Origin of the sequence: Prevotella sp. S7 MS 2 (assembly GCF_000762865.1) — a bacterium.
Classification (GTDB): domain Bacteria; phylum Bacteroidota; class Bacteroidia; order Bacteroidales; family Bacteroidaceae; genus Prevotella.
Genome location: NZ_JRPT01000020.1, coordinates 18,797 through 42,814 on the forward strand (window position 1 = coordinate 18,797; position 24,018 = coordinate 42,814).

General features: G+C 42.9%; 11 protein-coding genes and 1 tRNA gene. 9 read left to right on the plus strand and 3 right to left on the minus strand.

Annotation, left to right across the window (positions count from 1 at the left end; translation table 11 throughout):
• Positions 1-1,017, minus strand: a complete 1,017-nt coding sequence (locus HMPREF0671_RS04695) for a branched-chain amino acid aminotransferase (protein WP_036897293.1) — start codon at positions 1,015-1,017, stop codon at positions 1-3.
• A 465-nt stretch (positions 1,018-1,482) separates the two neighbouring features.
• Positions 1,483-2,271 carry a hypothetical protein gene (locus HMPREF0671_RS04700; protein ID WP_156958362.1) on the minus strand — a complete coding sequence of 263 codons (789 nt, stop codon included), beginning with the start codon at positions 2,269-2,271 and terminating at the stop codon, positions 1,483-1,485.
• Positions 2,272-2,535: 264 nt separating this feature from the next.
• Here HMPREF0671_RS04700 and HMPREF0671_RS04705 point away from each other — a divergent pair, with 264 nt between their 5' ends.
• From HMPREF0671_RS04705 to HMPREF0671_RS04715, 3 genes are read left to right on the plus strand one after another with little or no spacing between them, the layout of a single operon-like run.
• Positions 2,536-8,034 (plus strand): alpha-2-macroglobulin family protein, encoded by a 5,499-nt coding sequence (locus HMPREF0671_RS04705; protein WP_036897297.1) that lies wholly within the window; start codon positions 2,536-2,538, stop codon positions 8,032-8,034.
• A 12-nt stretch (positions 8,035-8,046) separates the two neighbouring features.
• Positions 8,047-9,114 carry a DUF1573 domain-containing protein gene (locus HMPREF0671_RS04710; RefSeq protein ID WP_036897299.1) on the plus strand — a complete coding sequence of 356 codons (1,068 nt, stop codon included), beginning with the start codon at positions 8,047-8,049 and terminating at the stop codon, positions 9,112-9,114.
• A gap of 11 nt (positions 9,115-9,125) precedes the next feature.
• Positions 9,126-9,995 (plus strand): 4-hydroxy-3-methylbut-2-enyl diphosphate reductase, encoded by an 870-nt coding sequence (locus HMPREF0671_RS04715; protein ID WP_036897300.1) that lies wholly within the window; start codon positions 9,126-9,128, stop codon positions 9,993-9,995.
• 121 nt (positions 9,996-10,116) lie between these two features.
• On the opposite strand, the gene HMPREF0671_RS04720 is transcribed toward HMPREF0671_RS04715, so the two are convergent.
• Positions 10,117-10,187: transfer RNA gene (locus HMPREF0671_RS04720), tRNA-Gln, on the minus strand.
• 296 nt (positions 10,188-10,483) lie between these two features.
• Here HMPREF0671_RS04720 and HMPREF0671_RS04725 point away from each other — a divergent pair.
• From HMPREF0671_RS04725 to HMPREF0671_RS04750, 6 genes are all read left to right on the plus strand, one after another.
• A complete protein-coding gene (locus tag HMPREF0671_RS04725) occupies positions 10,484-11,704 on the plus strand; it encodes a DUF4861 domain-containing protein (protein WP_036897303.1) in 1,221 nt (406 codons plus the stop codon).
• Positions 11,705-11,720: 16 nt separating this feature from the next.
• A complete protein-coding gene (locus HMPREF0671_RS04730) occupies positions 11,721-15,704 on the plus strand; it encodes a two-component regulator propeller domain-containing protein (RefSeq protein WP_036897306.1) in 3,984 nt (1,327 codons plus the stop codon).
• A gap of 210 nt (positions 15,705-15,914) precedes the next feature.
• Positions 15,915-18,932 (plus strand): chondroitinase family polysaccharide lyase, encoded by a 3,018-nt coding sequence (locus HMPREF0671_RS04735; protein ID WP_036897310.1) that lies wholly within the window; start codon positions 15,915-15,917, stop codon positions 18,930-18,932.
• Between the two features lie 14 nt (positions 18,933-18,946).
• Positions 18,947-20,158, plus strand: a complete 1,212-nt coding sequence (locus HMPREF0671_RS04740) for a glycoside hydrolase family 88 protein (RefSeq protein ID WP_036897313.1) — start codon at positions 18,947-18,949, stop codon at positions 20,156-20,158.
• 17 nt (positions 20,159-20,175) lie between these two features.
• Positions 20,176-21,987, plus strand: a complete 1,812-nt coding sequence (locus HMPREF0671_RS04745; RefSeq protein ID WP_036897315.1) for a DUF4955 domain-containing protein — start codon at positions 20,176-20,178, stop codon at positions 21,985-21,987.
• Between the two features lie 50 nt (positions 21,988-22,037).
• Positions 22,038-23,984 (plus strand): heparinase II/III family protein, encoded by a 1,947-nt coding sequence (locus tag HMPREF0671_RS04750; protein WP_036897317.1) that lies wholly within the window; start codon positions 22,038-22,040, stop codon positions 23,982-23,984.
• Positions 23,985-24,018 lie beyond the last annotated feature (34 nt).

Sequence of the window (24,018 nt, forward strand, 5' to 3'; positions counted from 1 at the left end):
TTATTCAATGACCACGGTCGTCCAACCGTGCTTATCCTCCACCGTACCATACTGGATACCGCGAAGTGTATCGTAAAGTTTCTTAGACCACGGTCCCGGTTGGTCACCGAAGTTATATACTTTACCTGTATCGAGATCATCAAGATGCGATATTGGCGAGATGACAGCAGCCGTTCCACAAGCTCCAGCTTCCTCAAATGTATCGAGTTCCTCTTCCGGAATAGGACGCCTTTCCACCTTTAATCCCAAGTCTTCTGCTATCTGCATCAAGCTCTTATTGGTGATGGAAGGCAGTATCGAAGTCGATTTTGGAGTGACATATGTATTGTTCTTGATTCCAAAGAAATTGGCTGCACCACACTCATCCACATATTTCTTCTCCTTAGAGTCTAGGTAAAATTCGCTGGCATAGCCTTTTTGATGTGCTATCTGGTTGGCTTTCAATGACGCAGCATAGTTTCCACCTACTTTATAAATACCTGTACCCAGAGGCGCAGCACGGTCATAATCACGAATAATCACGTATGGATTGCTGGCAAAACCACCCTTGAAATAAGGCCCTACAGGCGTTACAAATATCAAGAACATATATTCGTCGGCAGGATGTACACCCACTTGTGCACTCGTACCAATGAGCAATGGGCGAATATAAAGCGTTGCCCCACTCTCGTAGGTAGGTATATACTCTTGATTAAGACGTACAACCTTCTTCACCATTTCTTCAAAAAGCTCGGTCGGAACCTCCGGCATCATGATACCACGACAAGTACTTTGCAAGCGAGCGGCATTCTCTTCCATGCGGAAAACACGCACTTTACCATCGGGACAACGATAGGCTTTCAAGCCCTCGAAAGCTTCTTGACCATAATGTAAACAGGTGGCAGCCATGTGAAGTTTCAGATATTCATCGGAGCAAACTTCCACTTCACCCCACTTGCCGTTACGATAATTGCAGCGGACATTGTAGTCTGTTGGTATATAACCAAAAGACAGATTAGACCAATCCAAATCTTTCATAATGTCAACGAATTTAATATATTATGTTATAATTTTCCACAAAAGTAACAAAATTATCTTTCATTCGCAACAATACATCCTCCTTTTTTCTACAATATCGATACTTATGAGGCATAGAAAAGGGGACTTTCATCATCAAGTAACGACATATATGGCTGCAATCTTACCAAATAGTCTATTCAGCTACTCAACAATTAACTCACTGCAGGGCTTCGCCAGCAATGTTGCAAAGCCCATTCAGCCATACTGACTAGCCTAGGCAGCGATGCTGGCGAGCCGGTGCAGCAAGATAAGTCCATAAGTTGTTGAGTTAATAAGTAATTGAATAAGCCTTTAAGTTCATCAGTTTACTAGCTTTTCCTTATCTCTTTTTCCCCCTCATTCCCCTTTTGGGGAAAGAAGGGATGGGACTTTTCCTCTTAAAAGAGAAGCTTCTTGGGGATGAGATTTCAGAGATTGAAGCTATTAATCCGCTGCATTGTAGTCGAACGTCAAGCTAGTTGGCGACGTCTTACCGATGAAAACTTTCTTCCACACATAGTTTATCCTTCCATCTTTCTCGCGAAGTACCGCAACTTCCGTACTGTCGTTGATGGCAAAAGGAATCGTATACCGGGCATTGGCCTGAGTGGCTTCGTAGCTCTTATCGGGTTTATATAAGAATTGACGTTTGCCATTCTTGTCTTTCACATAGAATCCCGCGGACGGCCTTACAGTGATTCTAAATTTGTTTTGGGTATCGTCTTTCGCACTGAATCCAGTCAGAGTCACGTCTATCTTACGATATTCTGGAACCAAACACGCTAATTGCTCTACAGGATCCGGACGTTCTCCATACAACTCTATACTATATTTCTCGTCTTCCGGTATCAGGTACTTATCTTTTGGGAGACAACTTACATCGGCTGTCAATTGATAAAAGGACTCACTTCTCTTCTTAAGAAGTGAGTCTTCATCAGCTCTTACATAGATTTTCAGCCGATAATTACCATTTTGATCGGTCTTGGTTTCACCCTTTTTACGAGTCTTGCTATATAGATAATATCTATCGATGAAGTAAGCTTGCAGCTTAACGTCTTTGATACCGATACCTTCTGAATTGACTATACGCCCGTTGAAGACCACCGCATTCTTCTCATCAGGAAAACCATTGTCTTCCTCTTCCTCGTGACAAGCAGTCAATAACAGACTGCAAACGAGCATTACTAGCAAATTAAAGAGTTTTTTGTGTAAGTTTTTTTTTACCGATTCCATGTCTCATTGGTTAGTTAGTGTTTTGATATTATCATATTCTTTCGTATGTTGCAAAAGTATAAAATCTGTCTGATATTTTGTCGTTCTATTCATGAAATAAAATATAATATAGCAGTTTTTCACATAGTAAAAGGCTCTTTTCTTTTGCTTCGCTACAGATTTCTTGTATCTTTGCATAATATATTATACACTTCTGAATAAAATATTATTCGGTTTCCACATTCAATCAAGACTTATTGGGAATCGATTTTTAAGCATCACGATATGAAGAAATATTTGTTAGCTCTCATCACGATGATTACTTTATTTCCCTTTGTAGGAATGTCAGAGAGTTATGTGTCGCTTTGGAAGAAAGTGGCTGCGGCTGAAAAGAAGGATTTACCCAAGACGCAAATCTCGATACTCAATGTAATTGTGGATAAAGCTACGGCTGCCGGAGACTACGGACAACTCATCAAGGCACAGTTGAAAATGGCTGATGCCGAGACATCTATATCGCCCGATTCCCTAAAGAAACACATCGTACTGCTAGAAACAAAGCAAAAGAAAGCAGAAAGGAAGAATCAGGTGCTAGCCGATGTCTATGCCTCGGTGCTGGGACATATCTATAAAAACTATGAAACACAGGAAGAACATGAGCGTATCAGCAAAGAGTATTACGAGAAATCTATGCGCCATCCGGACTTGTTGGCTCATCAATTGGCGAAAAACTACGAACCGCTCGTGGTAAAAGGTTACGATAGCAACATCTTCTATGAAGATCTATTACATGTCATTGGCATGGAAGCTGAGGCTTATCAACAGCTACACGATTATTATAAAGCGCATGGAAACAGGGCCGCAGCGTGTATCTGTGCCTATCTCATCACCCAAAAAGACCGTCGGGAAGACGTGGCATTAGCACGTAAATCGCACTATCTACAAACCCTCGACTCTCTTATCCACGAATACCATGACCTACCCATGGCCGGCGAAGTGGCTATTGAGCGCTATAATTTCATGGATAAGGCAATAGACACATCGGTAGAAGAGAAAATCAACTACATCAACTATGCACTCAGCCGTTGGGGAACTTGGCCACGTATGAATATATTACGCAATGCCAAAACACGTCTCACCCTACCCTGCTTCTTGGTAGATATGGGAAAAGGAGTTCAGATACCCGATAAGAAACGTACGGTTGCCATCCGCAGTATCACCAATGTACAGCAGTTGAGGATGACGGTAACGCGATTGGATTATACCGGCTATGTAGAGTTGGAGGCTGATGACGAAGACGATTATACCGAATTGCGTAAGCATCTACAGCTAGATACACAGAAGACTATTACTCATAGATACATCGGACTGCCTGCTTATAAGGTGACAAGCGACTCTATGACGATAGAGGGACTAACAAAAGGCGTGTACTTGATAGAGTTTACAACTGACAATACTAACATCGCTGTCGAGCGTGCCTTACTCCATGTGAGCGATATACATGTGATGTCCGAGGTATTACCCAACCATCAAATCAGGCTTGCCGTGGTAAGTGCTACTACCGGTCAACCAATTCCGGGGGCAAAGGTGAAACTAGTTACTCATCCGGATTTCGAAGAAAAGACTGATATACAAACGGTTGTTTGCAACGAGAAGGGAGAGGCAGTGGTCTCTTATTCGAAGCGCATGCCCGACTGGATTCACGCTTATACCGATGAAGACAAGTACTGTCCGGAGACAGAATTTAACGGTTACTTCAACTATACCAATCATAAGGGAACAAGCGAGACGGCTCAATTGCTCACCGACAGAAAGATTTATCGTCCCGGGCAAACGGTGCATGTGGCCGCAATCGTGTATAACAACATCGCTCATACAGAGACAAAGGCTATCGACGACAAACAAGTGACACTCTCTTTGTACGATGCCAATAGCAAGAAAGTGGCTTCGCGCGACGTGAAGACCGATGCCTTCGGTACCGCCTCGACCGAATTTACGTTGCCATCTACAGGTTTGACCGGGCGATTCTCGGTGCGTGCAAACGTAGATTATGCCTATACAGATTTCTCGGTAGAAGAATATAAGCGCCCCACATTTGAAGTTTCATTCGATAAGGTAAAACAAGTTTACCACAGCGGAGACACGGTGAGTGTACAAGGGAAGGCACATACGTATGCAGGAATATCCGTACAAGGAGCTCAAGTGGCATACTCTGTGGTACGTCGTTCGGCTTTCAGGTGGTATCGGTCAGAACGTTCAGATCAGACTATCAAGAGCGATACTACTGTAACAACGGACGATGGAACTTTCAAAATAGAGGTTCCGATGCAGTTGCCTGAAGAAGGCGACACAAACACACCACGCTATTACTCGTACGAAATACAGGCGAAGGTAACCGACCTGAACGGTGAAAGCCATACGGGCGAGACACGTTTGCCACTCAGTAATCGCACGTCGATATTCACAAATAATCTCCCACAGAAGATAGAAAGCGACAGTTTAAAAGCCATTACTTTCAGTTACTTGAATATATCGGGCGAACCTGTGGCTGGGAAAGTATACTTCAAGATTGATGACATGTCGATGTCGGGGCAGGCTAACGAGCCTATCAGCGATTCACGTATGACGAAATTGAAGTCGGGTTTGCACGTGTTGAAGGCTATATGTAATGAAGACACATTGGAACAAAAGTTCGTGGTCTTCTCTGTGAAAGACAGGAACCCCGTTATACCTACTCACGATTGGTTCTATCAGAGTGCCAATACATTCCCTAAAGATGGTAAACCGGTATATGTGCAGATAGGGTCGAGCGATCCCGACCAATATATATTGTACACCATGTTGAGTGATGAGAAAGTGTTGGAAAGTGGCGTTATCAAGCAAAGTGAGGCGCTGAACACACGCGCCTTCCGCTATCAAAAGGAATGGGGAGATGGCATTTTACTTACTTACGCATGGGTGAAAGACGGTCAATGCTATACACATAGAGCAGAAATTTGCCGAGCTTTACCCGACAACCGCTTACAGGTGGAGTGGAAAACATTCCGTAACCGTTTGATTCCGGGGCAAAATGAGGAATGGACATTGACCATCAAGCACCCTGATGGCAAGGCTGCAAATGCACAATTAATGGCAACGATGTACGACAAAAGCCTTGACCAAATACGTAAAAACAAGTGGAATTTCTCACCATTACTGTATCTGAACCTGCCTAACACACGTTGGCAGACAATCGATTTCAACGACATATCGATGTATGGGGAGCTACCCATGCGGGCATTACCGGAGAAAGAGCTCAACTTCTCGCACTTCGATAATGGGTTGTTTAATTTAGATTATGGCTTTAGGGCAACCATGCCTTACTACGCTTTTGCCGCAACAAAAACACGATCGGTGACGGTCGGCTCTGCCATGACAAAGGCAGAAAGGTTGATGAATAGCAAAGATGCATTTGAAGGTCAGGTTGCCGGAATTCAAATCCTTGAGACGCCAAAGGCTCAGGAAGAGGAAAAAACCGCGAAGACTACGACTCAACTACGCGAGAACCTCAACGAAACAGCTTTTTTCTATCCTGCTTTAACGGCCGATAAGAACGGAAATATAAACGTAAAATTCACCCTTCCGGAGAGCGTAACCATGTGGAAGTTCATAGGATTAGCACACGATTCCGATATTAAATATGGCATATTGGAGGACGAGGCGGTAGCTCAAAAGACCGTAATGGTACAACCTAACATGCCAAGATTTTTGCGTCAAGGCGATAAGGGAGAAATCAATGCACGTCTGTCTAATACTTCTGATAAGGCTGTAAAGGGCAAAGCGACGCTGCAAATTATCGATCCAGAGACGGAGAAAGTGCTTACCGAAGTGGTAAAAGACTTCAATGTGGAGGCTAAAAAGACAGCTAACGTTAACTTCACCGTAACTCCTAAGAATTTCATGGAAGGTCGAGGCCTCAACTCTTCATTGTTGATTTGCCGTACAATGGTAGAAGGTCGTGGCTTCAGCGATGGCGAACAGCACTACCTACTCATCATGCCTGAGCAGGAAATAGTGACCAATACGTACGCTTTCTCACAAATAGGAGCAGGTGTAAAAAACGTGGATTTGACGAAATTAGCACCTATCGACAAGGATGTGAAGTTGACTATAGAGTATACCAACAATCCAGAATGGTTGATGATACAGGCATTACCCACCGTCAGCAACACACGTGACGACGACGCTATCAGTTTAGCGGCTGCCTATTATGCCAATAGTTTAGCAACACATATTGTATATTCAGACTCTGCTATCAGCCGCGTCATCAAGCAATGGAAGATAGAAAACAACAGCCAACAGAAGAGTAAGTTGATGCAGAATGAAGAATTAAAGACGCTGGCATTGGATGAAACGCCATGGTTGACAGATGCTAAGAACGAGACGGAGCAACAACAGTTGCTTGCTGACTACTTGGATGAGTCGCAATTGGAGAAACGCCAGACCATCGTATTGAAAAAATTAAGCGGTCTGCAGAACCCCGATGGCTCATGGAGTTGGTGGCCCGGCATGCGAGGGAGTCGTTATGTGACGGCCGAAGTGACCAAGATGCTGGCTCGTCTCTGCACTGTGACACTCGACCAAGAGGCTTTTAGGCTTATCACAAAGTCTATTACGTATTTGGATAAAAAGATCCAAGAAGAATACGACTATATGATGGCGGAACGAAAACGCGGTGTTAAGATAGATGAGCCGAGCGAAATGACAATAGAGACACTCTATATCAAGTCGCTGTTGAAAAACCTTGGACGCCAAGGAGGAGAAGCACAAGCTTACATGTTGAAGCAGATTGCCGCCTCATCGGCCGATTATACCATCTATGGAAAGGCCAACACAGCCGTCATTTTGGCTCGAAACGGATATAAGAAACAGGCAGAGACCAATCTCAAGAGCCTGAATGAATACAGTGTTTATAAGGAAGAAATGGGACGATATTACGACTCTAGAAATGCTTGCTACAGCTGGTTCGACTACAAGATTCCTACAGAGGTAGCTGCCATAGAAGCTTTCCATTTGCTTCATCCCACTGAAAAGCAGACTATCAACGACATGCAACGCTGGCTCTTGCAATGCAAACGTACCCAAAGTTGGGACACTCCTATCAATGCTGTTAATGCTATTTACGCATTTACACTTGGCTCTAATCCTGCCAAAGGGCTATCCGCATTCAAGATAGACGCTACACCTGCCACACTCTCCATTGATGGTACAGCGCTCGAAGCAAAGCCTTCGACTGCAACCGGATATGTGAAAATGATGAAAGAGGGCAAAACGATGAAGACATTCACGGTTGAAAAGCAGGTCGAAGGCACTAGTTGGGGTGCACTATACGCCCAGTTTACCCAAAACACAATAGACATCCAAGCTGCAAGTATGGGTATTCAGGTGAAACGAGAAATCGTTGCTCCCCGGTCTACCCCATTGAAAGTAGGCGACAAGATAAAGATTCGTATCACGATAATTGCCGATCGTGACTATGACTTTGTACAAGTACAAGATAAGCGTGCCGCCTGCCTAGAGCCTGTCAAACAACTTAGTGGCTATCGTTGGGGCTATTATTGTGCCCCACGCGACAATACTACGAACTATTATTTTGACCAATTGGCTAAAGGCACACACATCGTAGAAACCGAATACTACATCGACCGTGCCGGCGAATACCAAACGGGGCTGTGCACTGTACAATGTGCTTATGCTCCCGAATATAGCGGACGAGCTACGGCCAAATCCCTACATATTAAATAAGAAAACAAGCGAATGAATAAAAAAACAATGATAACAGCGTTGTTCATGATGGCCTCTTTAGGTCTTCAGGCACAACAGATTACCGCTGATCGTAATGAGTTGAACATGGGACAGGTGCTCTTTCGTACTCCCTCAACAGTGGAATTCAAACTAAAGAATACAGGAACGACAGAATTACGAATAGAAAAAGTACTGTCGGATTGTGGTTGTACACAAGTAAAATTCCCAATCAACGGCATCGCACCTGGTGCAGCATTCAGTGTAAAAGCTACTTACGATGCCAAGCAACTGGGACATTTCCAAAAACAGATTGGTATCTATGCAGCTGGTGGAACGACTCCTACCATGCTCACCTTAAAGGGTGTCGTGGTGGCACAATTGACCTCTTTTGCCGGAACATATCCCATTGAACTCGGCCAATTGCACACCGACATTGGCGATATAGAGTTCGACGACGTGAATAGAGGGGATACCCCGATTCAGAAGATACATATTTATAATAGCACCGATCGCACGGCTGAGCCGGTCATGATGCATTTACCGAACTATCTGAAAGCCGAGGTTGCTCCATCGCGCATTGCTCCGGGACATACTGGAGTGGCTACCGTGACACTCAATTCACGCTTGGTGCGCGATTTAGGACTTAATCAGACAACTATTTACCTAGGCTTTATGCCCGGTGATAAGGTGTCTGAAAACAAAGCAATATCTGTTTCTACAGTGTTATTGCCTGACTTTAACCAACTAAATTCGGTCTTCAAGAAAGGCAATCCAGTCTTCTCAGCCTCTGCCACAACACTTAATTTGGGTAGTTTCCAAGGACGGAAGCGTTTGAAAGGAGTCATCGAAATTGAGAATAAGGGAAAAGCTGTACTCGACATTCGGCAGTTACAAATGTTCACCGCCGGCATAGAAGTGGCGCTGAACAAAACCAAGATTGCTCCCGGAGAGAAGACGAAACTCAAGATTACAGGCGTGGCCGACCTGTTACGAAAGGTTCGTACCAAACCACGCGTATTGATGATAACCAACGACCCAAAACATTCGAAGGTGATTATCAATATTGATTACAAACTATAGAAAGAAGTTACATGTTGCAAATAGAAATAGATAATGGCAGTGGATTCTGTTTTGGAGTCACCACAGCCATCCAAAAAGCCGAAGAAGAGCTGGCTTCCGGCAAGACGCTTTACTGTCTTGGCGATATTGTACACAATGGGATGGAAGTGGAACGCTTGCACGAGCGCGGCCTCATTACAATTGATCACGACCAGTTGCGCAACCTTCATGATGTAAAAGTGCTACTCCGTGCCCACGGAGAACCGCCCGAAACCTATGAGATAGCACGGCGTAACAACATCGAAATCATAGATGCTACCTGTCCCGTGGTACTACAATTACAGCGCCGAATCAAGAAACAACACGATAACAACGAAGACAATGCGCAGACTGTTATCTTTGGAAAAAATGGTCATGCCGAAGTTTTGGGACTTGTAGGACAAACCCATGACAAGGCCATTGTGATAGAGAAGTTTGAAGATGTGAAAAAGTTGGACTTCTCACGCGACATCTATCTGTACTCACAAACAACAAAGAGTCTCGACGAATTTCACCGAATCATCGACTACCTACAGACTCACATGCAAGATGGAGCAACCTTTAAGAGCTTCGACACCATCTGCCGACAGGTGGCCAATCGCATGCCCAACATCGCCACATTTGCCACACGCCACGATGTTATCCTCTTTGTCAGTGGGCGAAAGAGCTCCAACGGCAAAGTATTATTCAAGCAATGCCAGAATATCAATCCCAACAGCCATCAAATAGAACGAGCCGAAGAGATTGAAATGAGTTGGTTTGAAGGTATCAAAACTGTCGGTATATGTGGTGCAACAAGCACACCGAAGTGGCTGATGGAAGAATGTAGGGACTATATTCTACGACACTTAGAAACGAAATAAACACAAAAGAGCGAGATATAGCCTATCAAACTATATCTCGCTCTTTCCTCATTTGTCGATATTATGTATAAAAGAAAAGAGGTTAACTCGTTGTATTGACAACTTGTTAACCTCTTTCTTGTTGGGATACTCGGACTCGAACCAAGAATGACAGGACCAGAATCTGTAGTGTTACCATTACACCATATCCCAATTTATTCGCAACTCAAAAGTCCATTTCCGAATTGCGATGCAAAGGTATGCGTTTTTTTTGAATCCGCAAAATTTTCATTCAACTTTTTCATTCAGTTTGTTTGGGGTAGAGTCAAACGCAGAGTCAACCAGCATCATATTCACCAACGAACTAACATATCGCAAATCTACTCATAGAAGCACTTTGTTAAACAAATACAAAAAAGCTTGTAAAAAAGAGATATTTACGTATTTTTGTAGTTCAAAAAAGCCCTGACACAACTGCAATTCATTTAAAATAGTAAACACAATATATCATGAAAAAACTAAAAATCGCCAGCATCATATCAGCTTTTTACTTGTTACCATTGGCTGGACATGCTCAAAAAGTAACCGTTACCGTCACAAACGAATTACCTACACAACGACAAGAGCTCGTGGAAGTATCTTACGACAGCATCGTCAAGCACATCACTCCCGGACAATACGAGTCTATCATCGTAAAAAATGCATTTGGACAGCAGATAACATACCAAATTACACATGACAGGAAACTCCTTTTTGATGTAGAAATCTTGCCTCTTGGCAAAGCCATATTCACGGTTGAGAAAGGTATTCCCCACCCCATGAAAGCATGGGTATATGGGAAATTCTACCGCGAGCGAGTAGATGACATTACATGGGAAAACGATAGAGGTATCTATCGCGTATACGGACCGGCACTACAAAAGACCGGCGAACGCGCTTTCGGTATTGATGTTTGGACGAAAAATACATCTGAGCTTGTCGTCAAAGACCGCTACACGCAGGCCTTAGACGGTACGACCCGCCAACAAAAACTCCTCAGAGAGGGGAAAAAGGAACAAGCCGAGGCTATCAGATTGGCTACAACGTTCCACTTAGACCAAGGAAACGGTATGGATTGTTACAATGTTGGTCCGACATTAGGATGTGGCACCCCGGCTCTTATGAGCAAAGGCGAACTCATCTTCCCCTATTGTTTCAAAGACTACGATATACTAGACAACGGTCCATTGCGCTTTACACTGGCTCTCACATACGAGACCAAGAAGATCGGTGACAACGACCAAGTGACCGAACATCGCATCATCAGCCTTGACAAGGGCTCAAACTATAATAAGATGACAGTGTGGTACGACGGTCTACAAAAGCCTATGGACATGGCAGCTGGCATTGTAGTGCACTCTACCGACAAACGCGACATGATGTTAGGTAAAGACTACCTACTATATGTAGACCCTACGGATGCACCGGAGAAGCATAACTTCCAGATCTATACAGGCATCCTGTTCCCTCAAAGTGCCCAAACAAAGTATCTCCCCAAGACCAATAGCGACAAAGGATATGAAGGCCATGTAGTAGGTATCGTGAAGAAATTGCAGAACAATGCACGTTATACCTACTATTTCGGTAGTGCATGGAGTAACTACGATGTCCGTACACAAACCGAATGGCAACTCAGAAGTGAGGAATATATGGCCGCTTTAAAGAGCCCACTCAAGGTTGTCATTCAATAATTACGCAGTTCACTACATGAAAAGACTCTCTCTCCTATTCCTATCAATACTCCTGTTAGCAACATCGCTATCAGCTCAAAACATCACTTTCAAGCATTTGATGCCTGAGAACGGTTTGTCGCAAGTATCTGTAAATAGTGTCTGTGTAGACTCATTGGGCATGATATGGATTGCAACACGCGAGGGATTGAATTACTATAATGGTAAGACCATCACCGTATATCGCAAAAAGAAAGGGGAGCCACATTCGCTTTTTTGTAACACCGTAAGCCGGGTTATATCCGACGGACACAGAAGACTATATCTGCAATGTACCGAAGGACTGGCCATGATGGACATTTCTACCCGACGATTTAAGACCATCAATCACGCACCTGTAAGTGCTATCAAATTCAACAAACAATTATATGTAGGCATAGAGAATACCGTCTATACCTATGATCATGATCTCCAGCATACTATATTTACCGTTCTTCCCGATAATACCACCATCAGCAACATCGGATTCGACGGCCAAGGCAATATGCTGATTGGCACAAAAAACAGAGGGGTATACCGCAGAACAAAGCGTGGAAAGCTAGAACACATCATCCAAAGGGGAAGTATCATTGATATTTATACCGACAAAGAACGTGAGACGTGGATTGGTAGTTGGGCCGACGGCATGTATCGGATAAGCGCTGACGGGCGCATCAGAAATATAAGAGCAGAAGACCATACCGGCTTGCAGAGCAATTTTGTACGTACATTCTGCCAAGATAACTTAGGATATGTATGGATTGGTACATTCAGGGGACTACAGCGATTTGATAAAGGCAATGGTACTTTCCTACTCTATAATGCCGATGACAAGGCCGGGAGCCTGACAAATGCTTCTATTTGGAGTATAGCCAAAGACTCACAAGGTACACTATGGATGGGTACATACTTCGGTGGAGTGAACTATTTCAACCCGGAATATGAAATATACAACTACTTCAGAGAGGGCAAAAGCCCTGCTGACGGACTAAGTAGTCCTATCGTAGGAAGTATGACAGAAGATGACCAAAACCACATATGGATATGTACGGAAGGTGGCGGTCTTAACATGTACGATCGAAATACCGGAAAGATAAAATGGTTCTCGCTACCTTCTACCCCCAATAACATTGCACATAATAACCTCAAATCCATATACTACGACAGAAAAAGACAATGCCTGTGGACAGGAACACACTTGGGCGGTCTTAACAGAATGGACTTGAATTCAGGCAAAATAACCAACTATAGTCGCCGAGAGGGTGACTCTCACTCCCTACCCTCTAACATCGTAAGAGACATCGTGCCCTATGGCAACAAGCTGATACTCGCCACACAGAATGGAGTTTGCCTCTTTACGCCGGAGACTGGCAAGTGTACACCACTGCTGAAACGAAATAAATTCAGTAAGCATATATCGGTTATACCGTGTATTACCATTGATAAGAAGCAGCAACTTTGGATAGGAACAGAACGAGACGGTGTGTTCTGCTATGACATGAGGAAGCAAATGTTGTATTGGTATCGACACAATGAGCATAATCAACATTCGCTCAGTAGCAACAATATCAATAAAATCTACACCGACCGACAGGGAAACGTGTGGATATGCACATCAGGTACAGGTATAGACAGATACATTCCGCAGACCAACAACTTTGAAAATTATGATTCTAATAAAAACGGATTGGCAAGTGATTGTGTCTATTCCATCTGCGAATCGTCGGTATCCACCAACAAGATGTTGGTCATTACCAATCAAGGTTACTCCGAACTCAATCTCAAAGAAAAACATTTCCAAAACTTCGGAAGAGATAACGGATTCCCCTTATCGGCCGTCAATGAGCGTGCACTCTATGTAAATAGAGACGGCCAGGTATTCTTGGGTGGTGTCAATGGTATGCTATTCTTCAACGAGAAGCTGTTGCACAATATTTCAAAAAAATACAATATAGAATTTGGCAAACTCTTCGTCAATGGCAAAGAGGTGAGCCCTCAAGACGAAACAGGATTGTTAGAGCATGCATTGGAATACACTTCTAAACTTATACTGAAGAATAATGTGAAAATGTTCGCTATCGAGATAGCCAATTCAAACCACATAGAAGACAACCGTGCACAGCTAGTCTATCAGCTAGAAGGTTACTCTAAGACATGGAATGAACTGCATGAGGGACAATCGGTAGTAAGCTTCACCAACTTGAATCCGGGCAGCTATACCTTAATCTGTAAATCGTCGAGACCGGAGATACAAGCGGCAAAACTTGAGATTCGTATTCTACCGCCATGGTATAAGACATGGTGGGCCTATTTGGCATATTCATTTATTCTCTTTTTTATCATCTGGTATCTCACCAGCAACTATCTAGAACGTGTCAAGCTATACGCCTCTTTGAAGTACGAACGTAAACGAGCGTCGGACATAGAAGAGATGAATCAGTCAAAACTGCGATTCTTTACGAACATCTCACACGAGATACGAAACCCGCTTACGGTCATTATCGGGTTGTCGGAAAGTATGCTTGGTATGGACACGTTCAGTCCTAGAGTGTATTCAAAACTCCTCAGCATACACAAAAGTAGCATGCAACTAAGAGACTTTATCACGGAATTGCTCGACTTCAGAAAGCAGGAACAAGGCAAGATGGTGATACATCCCGTGGAATTGGACTTAACCTCACTTATTTACGAGACCTTCCTCATCTATCGGGAATATGGCGTAGCCAAGGGTATCGAAGTGAGATTGCAATGCGATGCGGAACATATTATTGCTAAGCTCGACTTGCTACAAATGAAAAAAGTAATCAACAATCTGTTGGCCAACGCCATCAAGCACACTCCACAAGGCGGAGAGGTGTCGATAGCACTATCTGCCAACGAAACAACTTTCACCCTATCTGTGAATAATCCGGGCAATCCTATTCCTACCGAACAAATAGAAAAGATATTCGACCGTTTCTATCAGGTAGAACAATTGGAATTATCATCACGCGAACTAGGCACCGGTATCGGACTGGCACTTGTCAAAGGTATCGTAGAATTGCATCAAGGAAAGATACATGTAACAAGTGACGAAGCCAACGGTACCTCTTTTATCATAGAAATTCCAAAAGGAGAGGTTACCGGACAACAGCAATTAATGGTTCAGACACTCCCTGTAGAGACCACCATGATAGCCGATAAGGAAGTAGAGCAAATCGTAGAAAAGCCCGAAGAGACTGCCACTATCCTTATTGTTGAAGACAACGAAACTCTCCTCACAATGCTTCTAGACTTATTCCGTCCTTATTATAAAGTGGTGACGGCACAAGATGGCGAACAAGGATTAGTCGCAGTCAAAGAGACGATGCCTGATATTGTATTGACAGATTTGGTCATGCCCAAAATGCTGGGTACCGAACTTTGTCGCTCTATCAAGCGTAATCCGGAGATATGCCATATCCCTGTGGTGCTGTTAACGGCTCGTACATCTGTCGACAACCAAGTAGAGAGCCTCAAGATAGGCGCCGATGACTATATCACTAAACCTTTCGTAGCTAGTATCTTATTGGCGCGATGCAATAATCTCATCAATAATCGTAGAATGTTACAGCAACGCTTCTCTAAATCAGCAGAACAACAGCCCGATATGCTAGCCACCAACGAAATAGATAAGCAGCTATTAGAGCGTGCACTCAAGTTGATAGAGGAAAACTACACCGATCCAAGTTTCAATGTAGACAAATTTGCACGCGAGATTGGTATGTCGAGAACAGCCTTATTCAACAAGTGGAAAAGCCTTACCTCAGACACTCCGATGAGTTTCATACAGTCTTACCGCCTGAAGAAAGCCGCCCACATGTTGAAGACAAGATCCAACCTTTCCATTGCAGAAGTAAGCGATAAAAACGGCTTTTCATCTGCTCGTTATTTCTGTAAATGCTTCAAAGACTTCTACCACATTATGCCTTCGAAGTATAGAACAGAAGATACTGATAATTAGGCAATTGTATTAATTTTGAGTCTTTTTGTACTTTTTCGTCACAGATATTTTTTGATACGCGCGAATAAAGAAGTAAATTTGCGATAACCATAATAACTTCACGCATAGATTCTAGCCAATATATAGGCTATGTCTTAAAAATATTAAAACCTAATACGAGGATTGGTAACCTACCACTATCAAATAATCGTATCAAAATATCATTCTGTTATGATTCGGAGTCTAATTATCTTGTTGGCATTCATTATCAATTCCACCCCGTCTATGGCAAAGGATGTGGAGGTGAGACAATTATTGTCGTTTGAGAACAAGAAAGACTTAAGTGATATTCAAACCTCAAAATCAAAGGTCGAAATTTCATCTAACCACTTCAAGCATGGTGCTAACTCCATGCACTGGAAGTTTAAAGCGAATGGTGTACTGAGCCTCTCAAAGAATATCGAGTTTCAACCTAAGGACGTAACCGGCAAAGACACCTACCTCTCGGCATTCATTGTATGGGTTTATAATGAGAAACCACAGAATACACTGATTCGCTTTTCATTTCTGAAAGATGGTAAGTCATGTTGTTCTTTTCCTATGAACATCAATTTTAAGGGATGGCGTGGTGTATGGGTATGCTACGAACGCGATATGGAAGGAACTCCTCAAATAGGGATGAACGAACTACGTGTAGAAGCTCCAAAGACTGCCGGCGACTTATATTTCGATCACATGATATTGGCAACCAAGGTAGATGCTCGTCAGCAAACTGCCGACATACAAGTACCTTTTGTCAATAAGGATACGAAAAACCATTGGTTACAGATATACAATAACTCTCTCAAAAAGCCTCAAACATCATTTTCAACACTCACCTCATCGCAAGTGAATGACATTAGAATGATGGAAAAACGTTTCTTGGATATTATCTACAGTCCCGGAAAACTATCTTCCAAGTCTATGGAGCATATGCGGAAACAATATGAGAAATACCACATTGAACGCAGAAACGGTCATATAGTAGGTACACCTATCTACTTTGTACGCCACTCGGAAGCCTACGAGCGCTTGCTCCCCCAATGGGATAAAAACCTATTCATCAAAGCCGGAGTAGAGATGGGAAACTATTTCAAGTTGATGAATCAGATTGCAACAGCTTACCATCATGCCACTTCAGCAGAACAAAAAGACGAATTAAAAGGCATGTTCCTCAATATGTACGACCATATTACTGACCAAGGAGTTGTGTATGGTAGTTGTTGGGGAAACATCCATCATTATGGTTACAGCCTACGACAAATGTTCCCGGCCTATTATCTCATGAGAGGTGTACTCAGAGAAAGTGGCCGTTCGCATGAAGCCGAGCAAACCTTGCTATGGTATGCACAGACCAATTCGCTCTATGACATACCTACAGCCCCCGGTTCGGACATGGATACATTTAATACAGAAGCCATTGGTTGCATGGCAAGCATACTGATGATGGAAGACTGTCCGGAGAAAGTAGGGCGTCTACAGGCCTTCAGTAGTTGGTTGAGCAATGGTTGTCTGCCGGCAGACGGATTAAGAGATGCGTTTAAAGTAGATGGAAGTGCCTATCACCACTGCCACCATTATCCCGCATACGCTATCGGTGGATTGAGTGGAATTACTCAAATGGCCTACATATTGAAACAAACCTCGTTCAAAATGGGGGCAGAAGCACATCGCACCGTATGCCAAGCCCTACTGGCCATGCGATTCTATTGCAATAAGCGTCACTTTCCTTTAACCATGTCTGGTCGCCATCCTGACGGATTGGGAGAGTTGATTCCGGAACACTATGCCCTTATGGCAATGGTTGGAAATCCTGAGAACGACGAAAAAATAGACACGACTATGGCTGCTGCCTATCTGAGATTAACTCAGCCCAAAAAATCATATTTAGAAAAGCAAATATGGAAAACACTTCAAGCTAAAGGCTTCAAAGCAGAACAAGCTCCACAAGGCAACTGGTCGATGCCATACGCTTGTGCTTCCATCCATCGCAGAGGAGAATGGGCGGCTGTAGCTGTAGGCCATTCAAGATACCTTTGGGCAGCCGAACATTACAACAAAGAGAATCTTTATGGACGCTATTTGGCGCATGGAAGCCTACAACTATTGACAAGTAAAGAAGGCGATGTGACTCCAACAACAAGTGGTTGGCAAGAAGCGGGATTCGACTGGGCGCATATTCCCGGAACTACGACTACTATCTTACCACTAGACTTATTGAAAGCCAAAATATACAATGTAGATAGATTCTCAGGCTTAGAAGAGATGTTACTATCCGACCAAAGCTTCGCAGGCGGACTCTCACAACAAGGGCGAAATGGTAACTTTGGGATGATACTACATGAGAATGAGAAGTATAATGGTACATTGTGGGCTCATAAATCTTTCCACTTTATTGACGGAATGATAGTCTGTGTAGGGTCAAATATCAAGAATAAGGTTGCGGAATATCCAACAGAGACCACTATATTTCAGCAAGTGGCAACTACAGCTGCCCAACATGACTATTGGAATCAAGTCTCTACAGCAGGCCATACTTATCTTGATGCTTTGTCAACAGGCTACTATTGCCCCAACAGTGTAAGCCTACGAAAGAATTTTCCACAGCTATCACGCACAGAAGATACAGACGAGGAGACGAAAGGCGACTGGGTATCACTCGTTATTGAGCATGGCATGGCACCACAGAATGCACAATACCAATATGTGATATTGCCAAACACGACACCCCAAAAGCTAGAGACCTTTGCCAAAGCGCCCACTTATGAGATGCTGAAGCAAGATAGTATTGCCCATATTGTTCGTTCTAAAGCACAGCATACAGACTCATATGTCATTTGGAAAGCGACTACGACCCCACTTCCGGGAGACTTGGTTCGCAGTGTTGACACCCCATGTTTGCTCATGACCAACACTCAAAAGCCTAGTCAACTGACCCTTACCATCGCACAACCCGACTTGGCTTTATATCGTGGCAAGAGCGATGAGCAATATGATGAACATGGAAAATGGATAGAACGTAGTGTCTATTCGCGTTCATGGCCAAAAAACAAAAGCCAAATAGTGCCTGTAACACTAACCATCAATGGAAAATGGGCACTTCAAAAACCTTTGAACAAAGTTAAAACAACGATACAGCAAAACACTACAACGATTCTTATTGAAACGCAAGATGGTGCAAGCTATGATTTAGAATTCATCAAACAATAAATAGTTAATCAACCATGCAAAAATTACTATCACTTGGACTAACAGTCTTCTTTTCCCTCTCTGTCTTCTCAAGAGAGGCAAATAACACGTGGATTAAAAAAGACATTCAATTTGCCGACAAGCAATATGGACTCATGGTAGACAACATTTCAAAGGTTCAACCACTCGCTCTACCAAAGACATATAATTACTCTAAGCAGCAAGTCGTGTATATTCCTACCGACGATTGGTGCTCCGGATTCCCAGCAGGATGTATGTGGTATCTGTACAATCTTACCAACAAAACAAGTTGGAAGAACCACGCAGAACAGTATACACTCATCCTTGACTCCATCAAATATCTGACATGGCACCACGATGTGGGCTTCATGATCGGGTCAAGTTATCTCAATGGCTATCGCCTCGGAGGCCATAAGGAATATAAAGATGTCATAGTACAAACAGCAAAGTCGCTTTGTACTAGATTCAGACCTAAAGCCGGCGTCATTCAATCATGGAATACAGACCGCGGATGGCAGTCACAACGCGGTTGGAAATGCCCTGTCATCATCGACAACATGATGAATTTGGAACTCCTATTCGAAGCTACCAAACTATCTGGAGACTCTACTTTTTGGAATATTGCCGTATCTCACGCCAATACAACATTGAAAAATCACTTCCGTAAGAATGCGAGTTGCTACCATGTCGTTGACTATGATGATGCTACGGGAAAGGTGCGTCGTCGTGTAACCGCACAAGGATATGCCGACGAATCAGCATGGGCTCGCGGACAGGCATGGGCCATTTATGGTTTCACCGTTTGCTATCGATACACCAAAGACAGTCGTTATCTCGACTTGGCAGAGCGTACACTCAACTTCGTTCTGCACGATAAGCACATGCCGAAAGACTTGATTCCATACTGGGATTATAATGCTCCGGAGATTCCTAACGAACCGAGAGATGTCTCTGCAGCCGCTTGTATAGCTTCAGCTCTTTACGAGATGGAGCAATATGCACCTAACAAAGGGTATGCCAAGATTGCCGATAAGATGATGAAAAGCCTTTCTACACCGGCTTATCGCTCTGCCATAGGAGCAAATGGATGCTTCTTACTGATGCATTCTGTTGGTAGTATACCTCATAACAACGAAATCGATGTGCCTTTGAACTATGCTGATTACTACTTCTTGGAAGCATTAAGCAGAAAAGTAGAAGCTACAAGCAATAACATGAAGCATTAACTTATAATCTATTCAATATGCATTACCATTCATTGAAACACCATATATCTATCTTTATCGGATTAGGGCTGTCGCTTAGTGCTTATGCACAAGACGACAATCACTATTGGACTGAATTCAAAGCCAATCCTACAAGTAGTGCTATCTTGGACTATTCTTATGCTGGCTATAAACGTGGAGAGAAAGTTCCTCCTACAATTGCAGAACTCAAAGCCCAAGGATATACAGAATATGACGTCACCAAAGAGGGATTAATACCCGATGATGGGAAGTCGGATCGCACAGCTTTTGAAGCACTTATCAAGAAACTTGGGAAAAAAAATCTAGCTAAAGTTATCATCTACTTTCCTAAAGGACATTATATACTGCATGATAAAGATGATAACTTTAAGAAAGTTGGTAAGATGCATTCCAAACCTATTATAATAAATATGGGCGGTTTTGTTATCCGAGGAGATGGTAAGGATCAAACTTTCATTGAGATGAAAGATCCAAATTTACCTGAAAACGAAAAAGTCATGTATAGTTCTAAAATGATGTTGCAGGTAAAAAACAATGGTAAAAAAGATAATGACATTATTAAATACGGTGATGTTATAGCTGATTCAAAGAAAGGGTCACATTCGATTACTCTAGACGATGTAAGTCAAATAAAGCCTAATCAATGGGTCTGGCTCAAACTTGTGAATAATAATGATGATGTCATTGATGAGGAATTACATCCCTGCCAGCGTGAGCCTTCAATGAAAAACCTTATCGATATAGGTGTTCAAGTAAATGAATACCATGTTGTTGAATCTGTCAACGGCAATGTTGTAACGTTCAAAGAACCCATTATGCACGAGGTAAAAGAAAATTGGGGATGGATATTACAAGAATATCCACATTATGAAGAAGTGGGTATTGAGGATCTTACATTCATTGGACATGCTCGTGATAAGTTTAAACATCATGGCTCTTGGGAGGACGATGGAGCCTATAAACCCCTTAATTTGATGCGCTTGACAGATTCTTGGGTAAGACGAGTTAGATTTGAGAGTGTCAGCGAAGCACTCACTTTTGAACAATGTGCCAATACAAGTGCTTACGAGATTGAGATTTCCGGTAATCGTGGACACTCTGCGGTACGCGCACAAAACAGTACACGTGCATTCATAGGAAACGTATATGACCACTCTGATGGTTATTATGTAGAGCAAGATTATCAGACGCATTACGATGGTTTAGGTCAATATCATGCATGCGGCGTATCTAAACAAAGCATTGGATGTGTAATTTGGAACTGCGATTGGGGTAAAGATGCTTGCTTTGAAAGCCATGCCACACAGCCTCGCGCTACCCTTATTGATGTATGTAAAGGTGGATTTATGCCTAGAAGAATGGGAGGAGATAAGAACCAATTGCCTAATCACTTAGACGATTTAGTGATTTGGAACTTTGAATCAAAGGAAACTCAGACCAAGGATTTCAGTATCTTTAATTGGTGGAATAAAGGTAACGTATGGGTCAAAGTGATGCCTCCAATGGTCGTTGGATTCCATGGACATCTTATCACCTTTGCTGAAGACCAAATGAAATGTAACGAAAGCTATGGCACAGCTGTTAATCCTCGCTCGCTATACTTAGCTCAATTGGAGCGCCGTCTAGGTAAAGACAACGTATGGATGAAACAAATCACCACTGGTATAGAGACACCTCAAATATTCAGACCAACCGAAGAGTTGAATAAAGGTATCTACACACTGAAGGGAGAAAAACTGAATGTAGATGCCAAACAACTACCACAGGGTATCTATATCATCAATGGAAAGAAGACCTTAATTCACTAATAATCGTGTAGCATTACATAAATACATGATTCTAACAATCAAGAACTGACATGAAAAATATTATTAAATATTCGCTTCTTACCTTGATGCTACTCTGTAGTATATCAAGCAAAGCTTATACAGAAAGGAATTTGCTAGAGCGTCAAATCTCTAAAGAAGCATTGAAAGAAGCACTTGTAATGAACCAAAAGTGGGTTCCTTATCCAACTTATAGTGATAGAGCAGGATGGGATAAACTCTTCGGTGCATCCAAAGAGGCTGCCATCAAGCGCGGCAAACGCTATCTCAATTATGAATGGAGAGTTATAAAGGCAACCGATTACCTAGAATACAGCAAGACAGGCAACCGTAGCTCTATGCAAGAACCAAACACTAGCAATAACTCAGCTATCTCCGCTTTGATGATAGCAGAACTTGCTGAGGGCAAAGGTCGCTTCATACCCCAACTCATCAATGGTGTATACTTCACCTGCGAACGGGCTTCGTGGGTACTTTCAGCCCATTTGAGCAGTCTACAAAAGTCACATTCTCCTCTTCCATCCATCGATGAAGAAATTATAGACCTTGGTAGCGGCGAGGTAGGAGCCATGATGTCGTGGATTTATCACTTCTTCCACAGCGAGTTTGATAAGGTGGATAAGACGATAGCACCACGCTTGAAGTATGAGATTATACAACGCCAATTGCTTCCATTCATCCACAATAACGACTTATGGTGGATGGCTCGTAATTATAAGAAAGGAAGCCTACTCAACAATTGGACCCCTTGGTGCAACTTCAATGTGCTCCAAAGCTACATGTTAATAGAAAACGACCGTGACAAACTGGCCAATGCTGTATACTTAACAATAGAGTCTGTAGACAAATTTCTCAACTATATCAAACAAGACGGAGCCTGTGAAGAAGGCCCATCTTATTGGGGGCATGCTTCCGGAAAGTTCTTTGATTACATCGAACTACTCCGTATGAGTACCGGTGGAAAGCTAGATGTGACGCACGAACCAATGGTGCGTAACATGGGCGAGTATATCGTTCGAAGCTACGTAGGTAATAATTATGTCGTCAACTTTGCCGATGCATCAGCCAAAGCCGACTTAGCTTACATTCCAACAGTCTTCCGCTATGGTAAAGGTGTAGGCAGCCAGCTCATGGAAAAGTTCGCAGCTTACCTTGATAAGAAGAGCACAAAGACCGAAGAACAAGGTCGCTACCTTTCTTCTGGCACCGATGTTTACCGCATGTTGGCTACACTTTCCATCAAGGAAGAGTTGAAAGCTACTGAGGGAACACTCAACCATCCAGCCTATACGTGGTATCCCGAAACCGAATTTTGCTACCTAACAAACAAGAACAAGATGTTCCTTGCCATGAAAGGTGGCTTTAACAACGAGAGTCATAACCACAATGATGTAGGTACATTCTCTTTCTATATCAACTCTACTCCAATTTTTATTGACGCCGGAGTGGGTACCTATACCAAACAGACTTTCAGTAGCGAGCGTTATAACATATGGACTATGCAGAGCAACTACCATAATCTCCCATTGATTAATGGTGTTCCTCAACATGATGGCACTCAATACAAAGCAACAAACACAGTCTTCAATGCCAAACAAATGCAGTTCAATATAGATATTGCTAAAGCTTATCCAGCTACAGCAGGCGTTAAAACTTGGAACCGCACGTATAAACTTCTGAAGGATAAAGTAATCATCACCGATGCTTTTGAGCTGTCAAATGCAACCGTAGCTAATGAAATCAACTTCATGACATGGGGACAGGTAAACATTTCTAAAGCCGGTATCGTAAGTGTTTCTGTCAAAGGACAAAAGGCTTTTCTGCATTATGATGCCAATATTTTCAGCCCATCAATAGAGACCGTTACCCTTACCGACAAGCGACTCTCTAATGTTTGGGGCAACGAAATATTTAGAGTGACACTCAAAGCAAAAACGGTTACGAATAAAGGAAAATATAATTTCACCATTACTCAATAATAAATCATACCTTATTGATACAATGAATGACAAT

Bases quoted from the DNA above. Each gene is read 5' to 3' on its own strand.
- HMPREF0671_RS04705 (WP_036897297.1), top strand. From the start codon at position 2,536: ATGAAGAAATATTTGTTAGCTCTCATCACGATGATTACTTTATTTCCC.
- HMPREF0671_RS04735 (WP_036897310.1), top strand. From the start codon at position 15,915: ATGATTCGGAGTCTAATTATCTTGTTGGCATTCATTATCAATTCCACC.
- HMPREF0671_RS04740 (WP_036897313.1), top strand. From the start codon at position 18,947: ATGCAAAAATTACTATCACTTGGACTAACAGTCTTCTTTTCCCTCTCT.
- HMPREF0671_RS04710 (WP_036897299.1), top strand. From the start codon at position 8,047: ATGAATAAAAAAACAATGATAACAGCGTTGTTCATGATGGCCTCTTTA.
- HMPREF0671_RS04700 (WP_156958362.1), bottom strand. From the start codon at position 2,271: ATGGAATCGGTAAAAAAAAACTTACACAAAAAACTCTTTAATTTGCTA.
- HMPREF0671_RS04695 (WP_036897293.1), bottom strand. From the start codon at position 1,017: ATGAAAGATTTGGATTGGTCTAATCTGTCTTTTGGTTATATACCAACA.
- HMPREF0671_RS04745 (WP_036897315.1), top strand. From the start codon at position 20,176: ATGCATTACCATTCATTGAAACACCATATATCTATCTTTATCGGATTA.
- HMPREF0671_RS04715 (WP_036897300.1), top strand. From the start codon at position 9,126: ATGTTGCAAATAGAAATAGATAATGGCAGTGGATTCTGTTTTGGAGTC.
- HMPREF0671_RS04750 (WP_036897317.1), top strand. From the start codon at position 22,038: ATGAAAAATATTATTAAATATTCGCTTCTTACCTTGATGCTACTCTGT.
- HMPREF0671_RS04730 (WP_036897306.1), top strand. From the start codon at position 11,721: ATGAAAAGACTCTCTCTCCTATTCCTATCAATACTCCTGTTAGCAACA.
- HMPREF0671_RS04725 (WP_036897303.1), top strand. From the start codon at position 10,484: ATGAAAAAACTAAAAATCGCCAGCATCATATCAGCTTTTTACTTGTTA.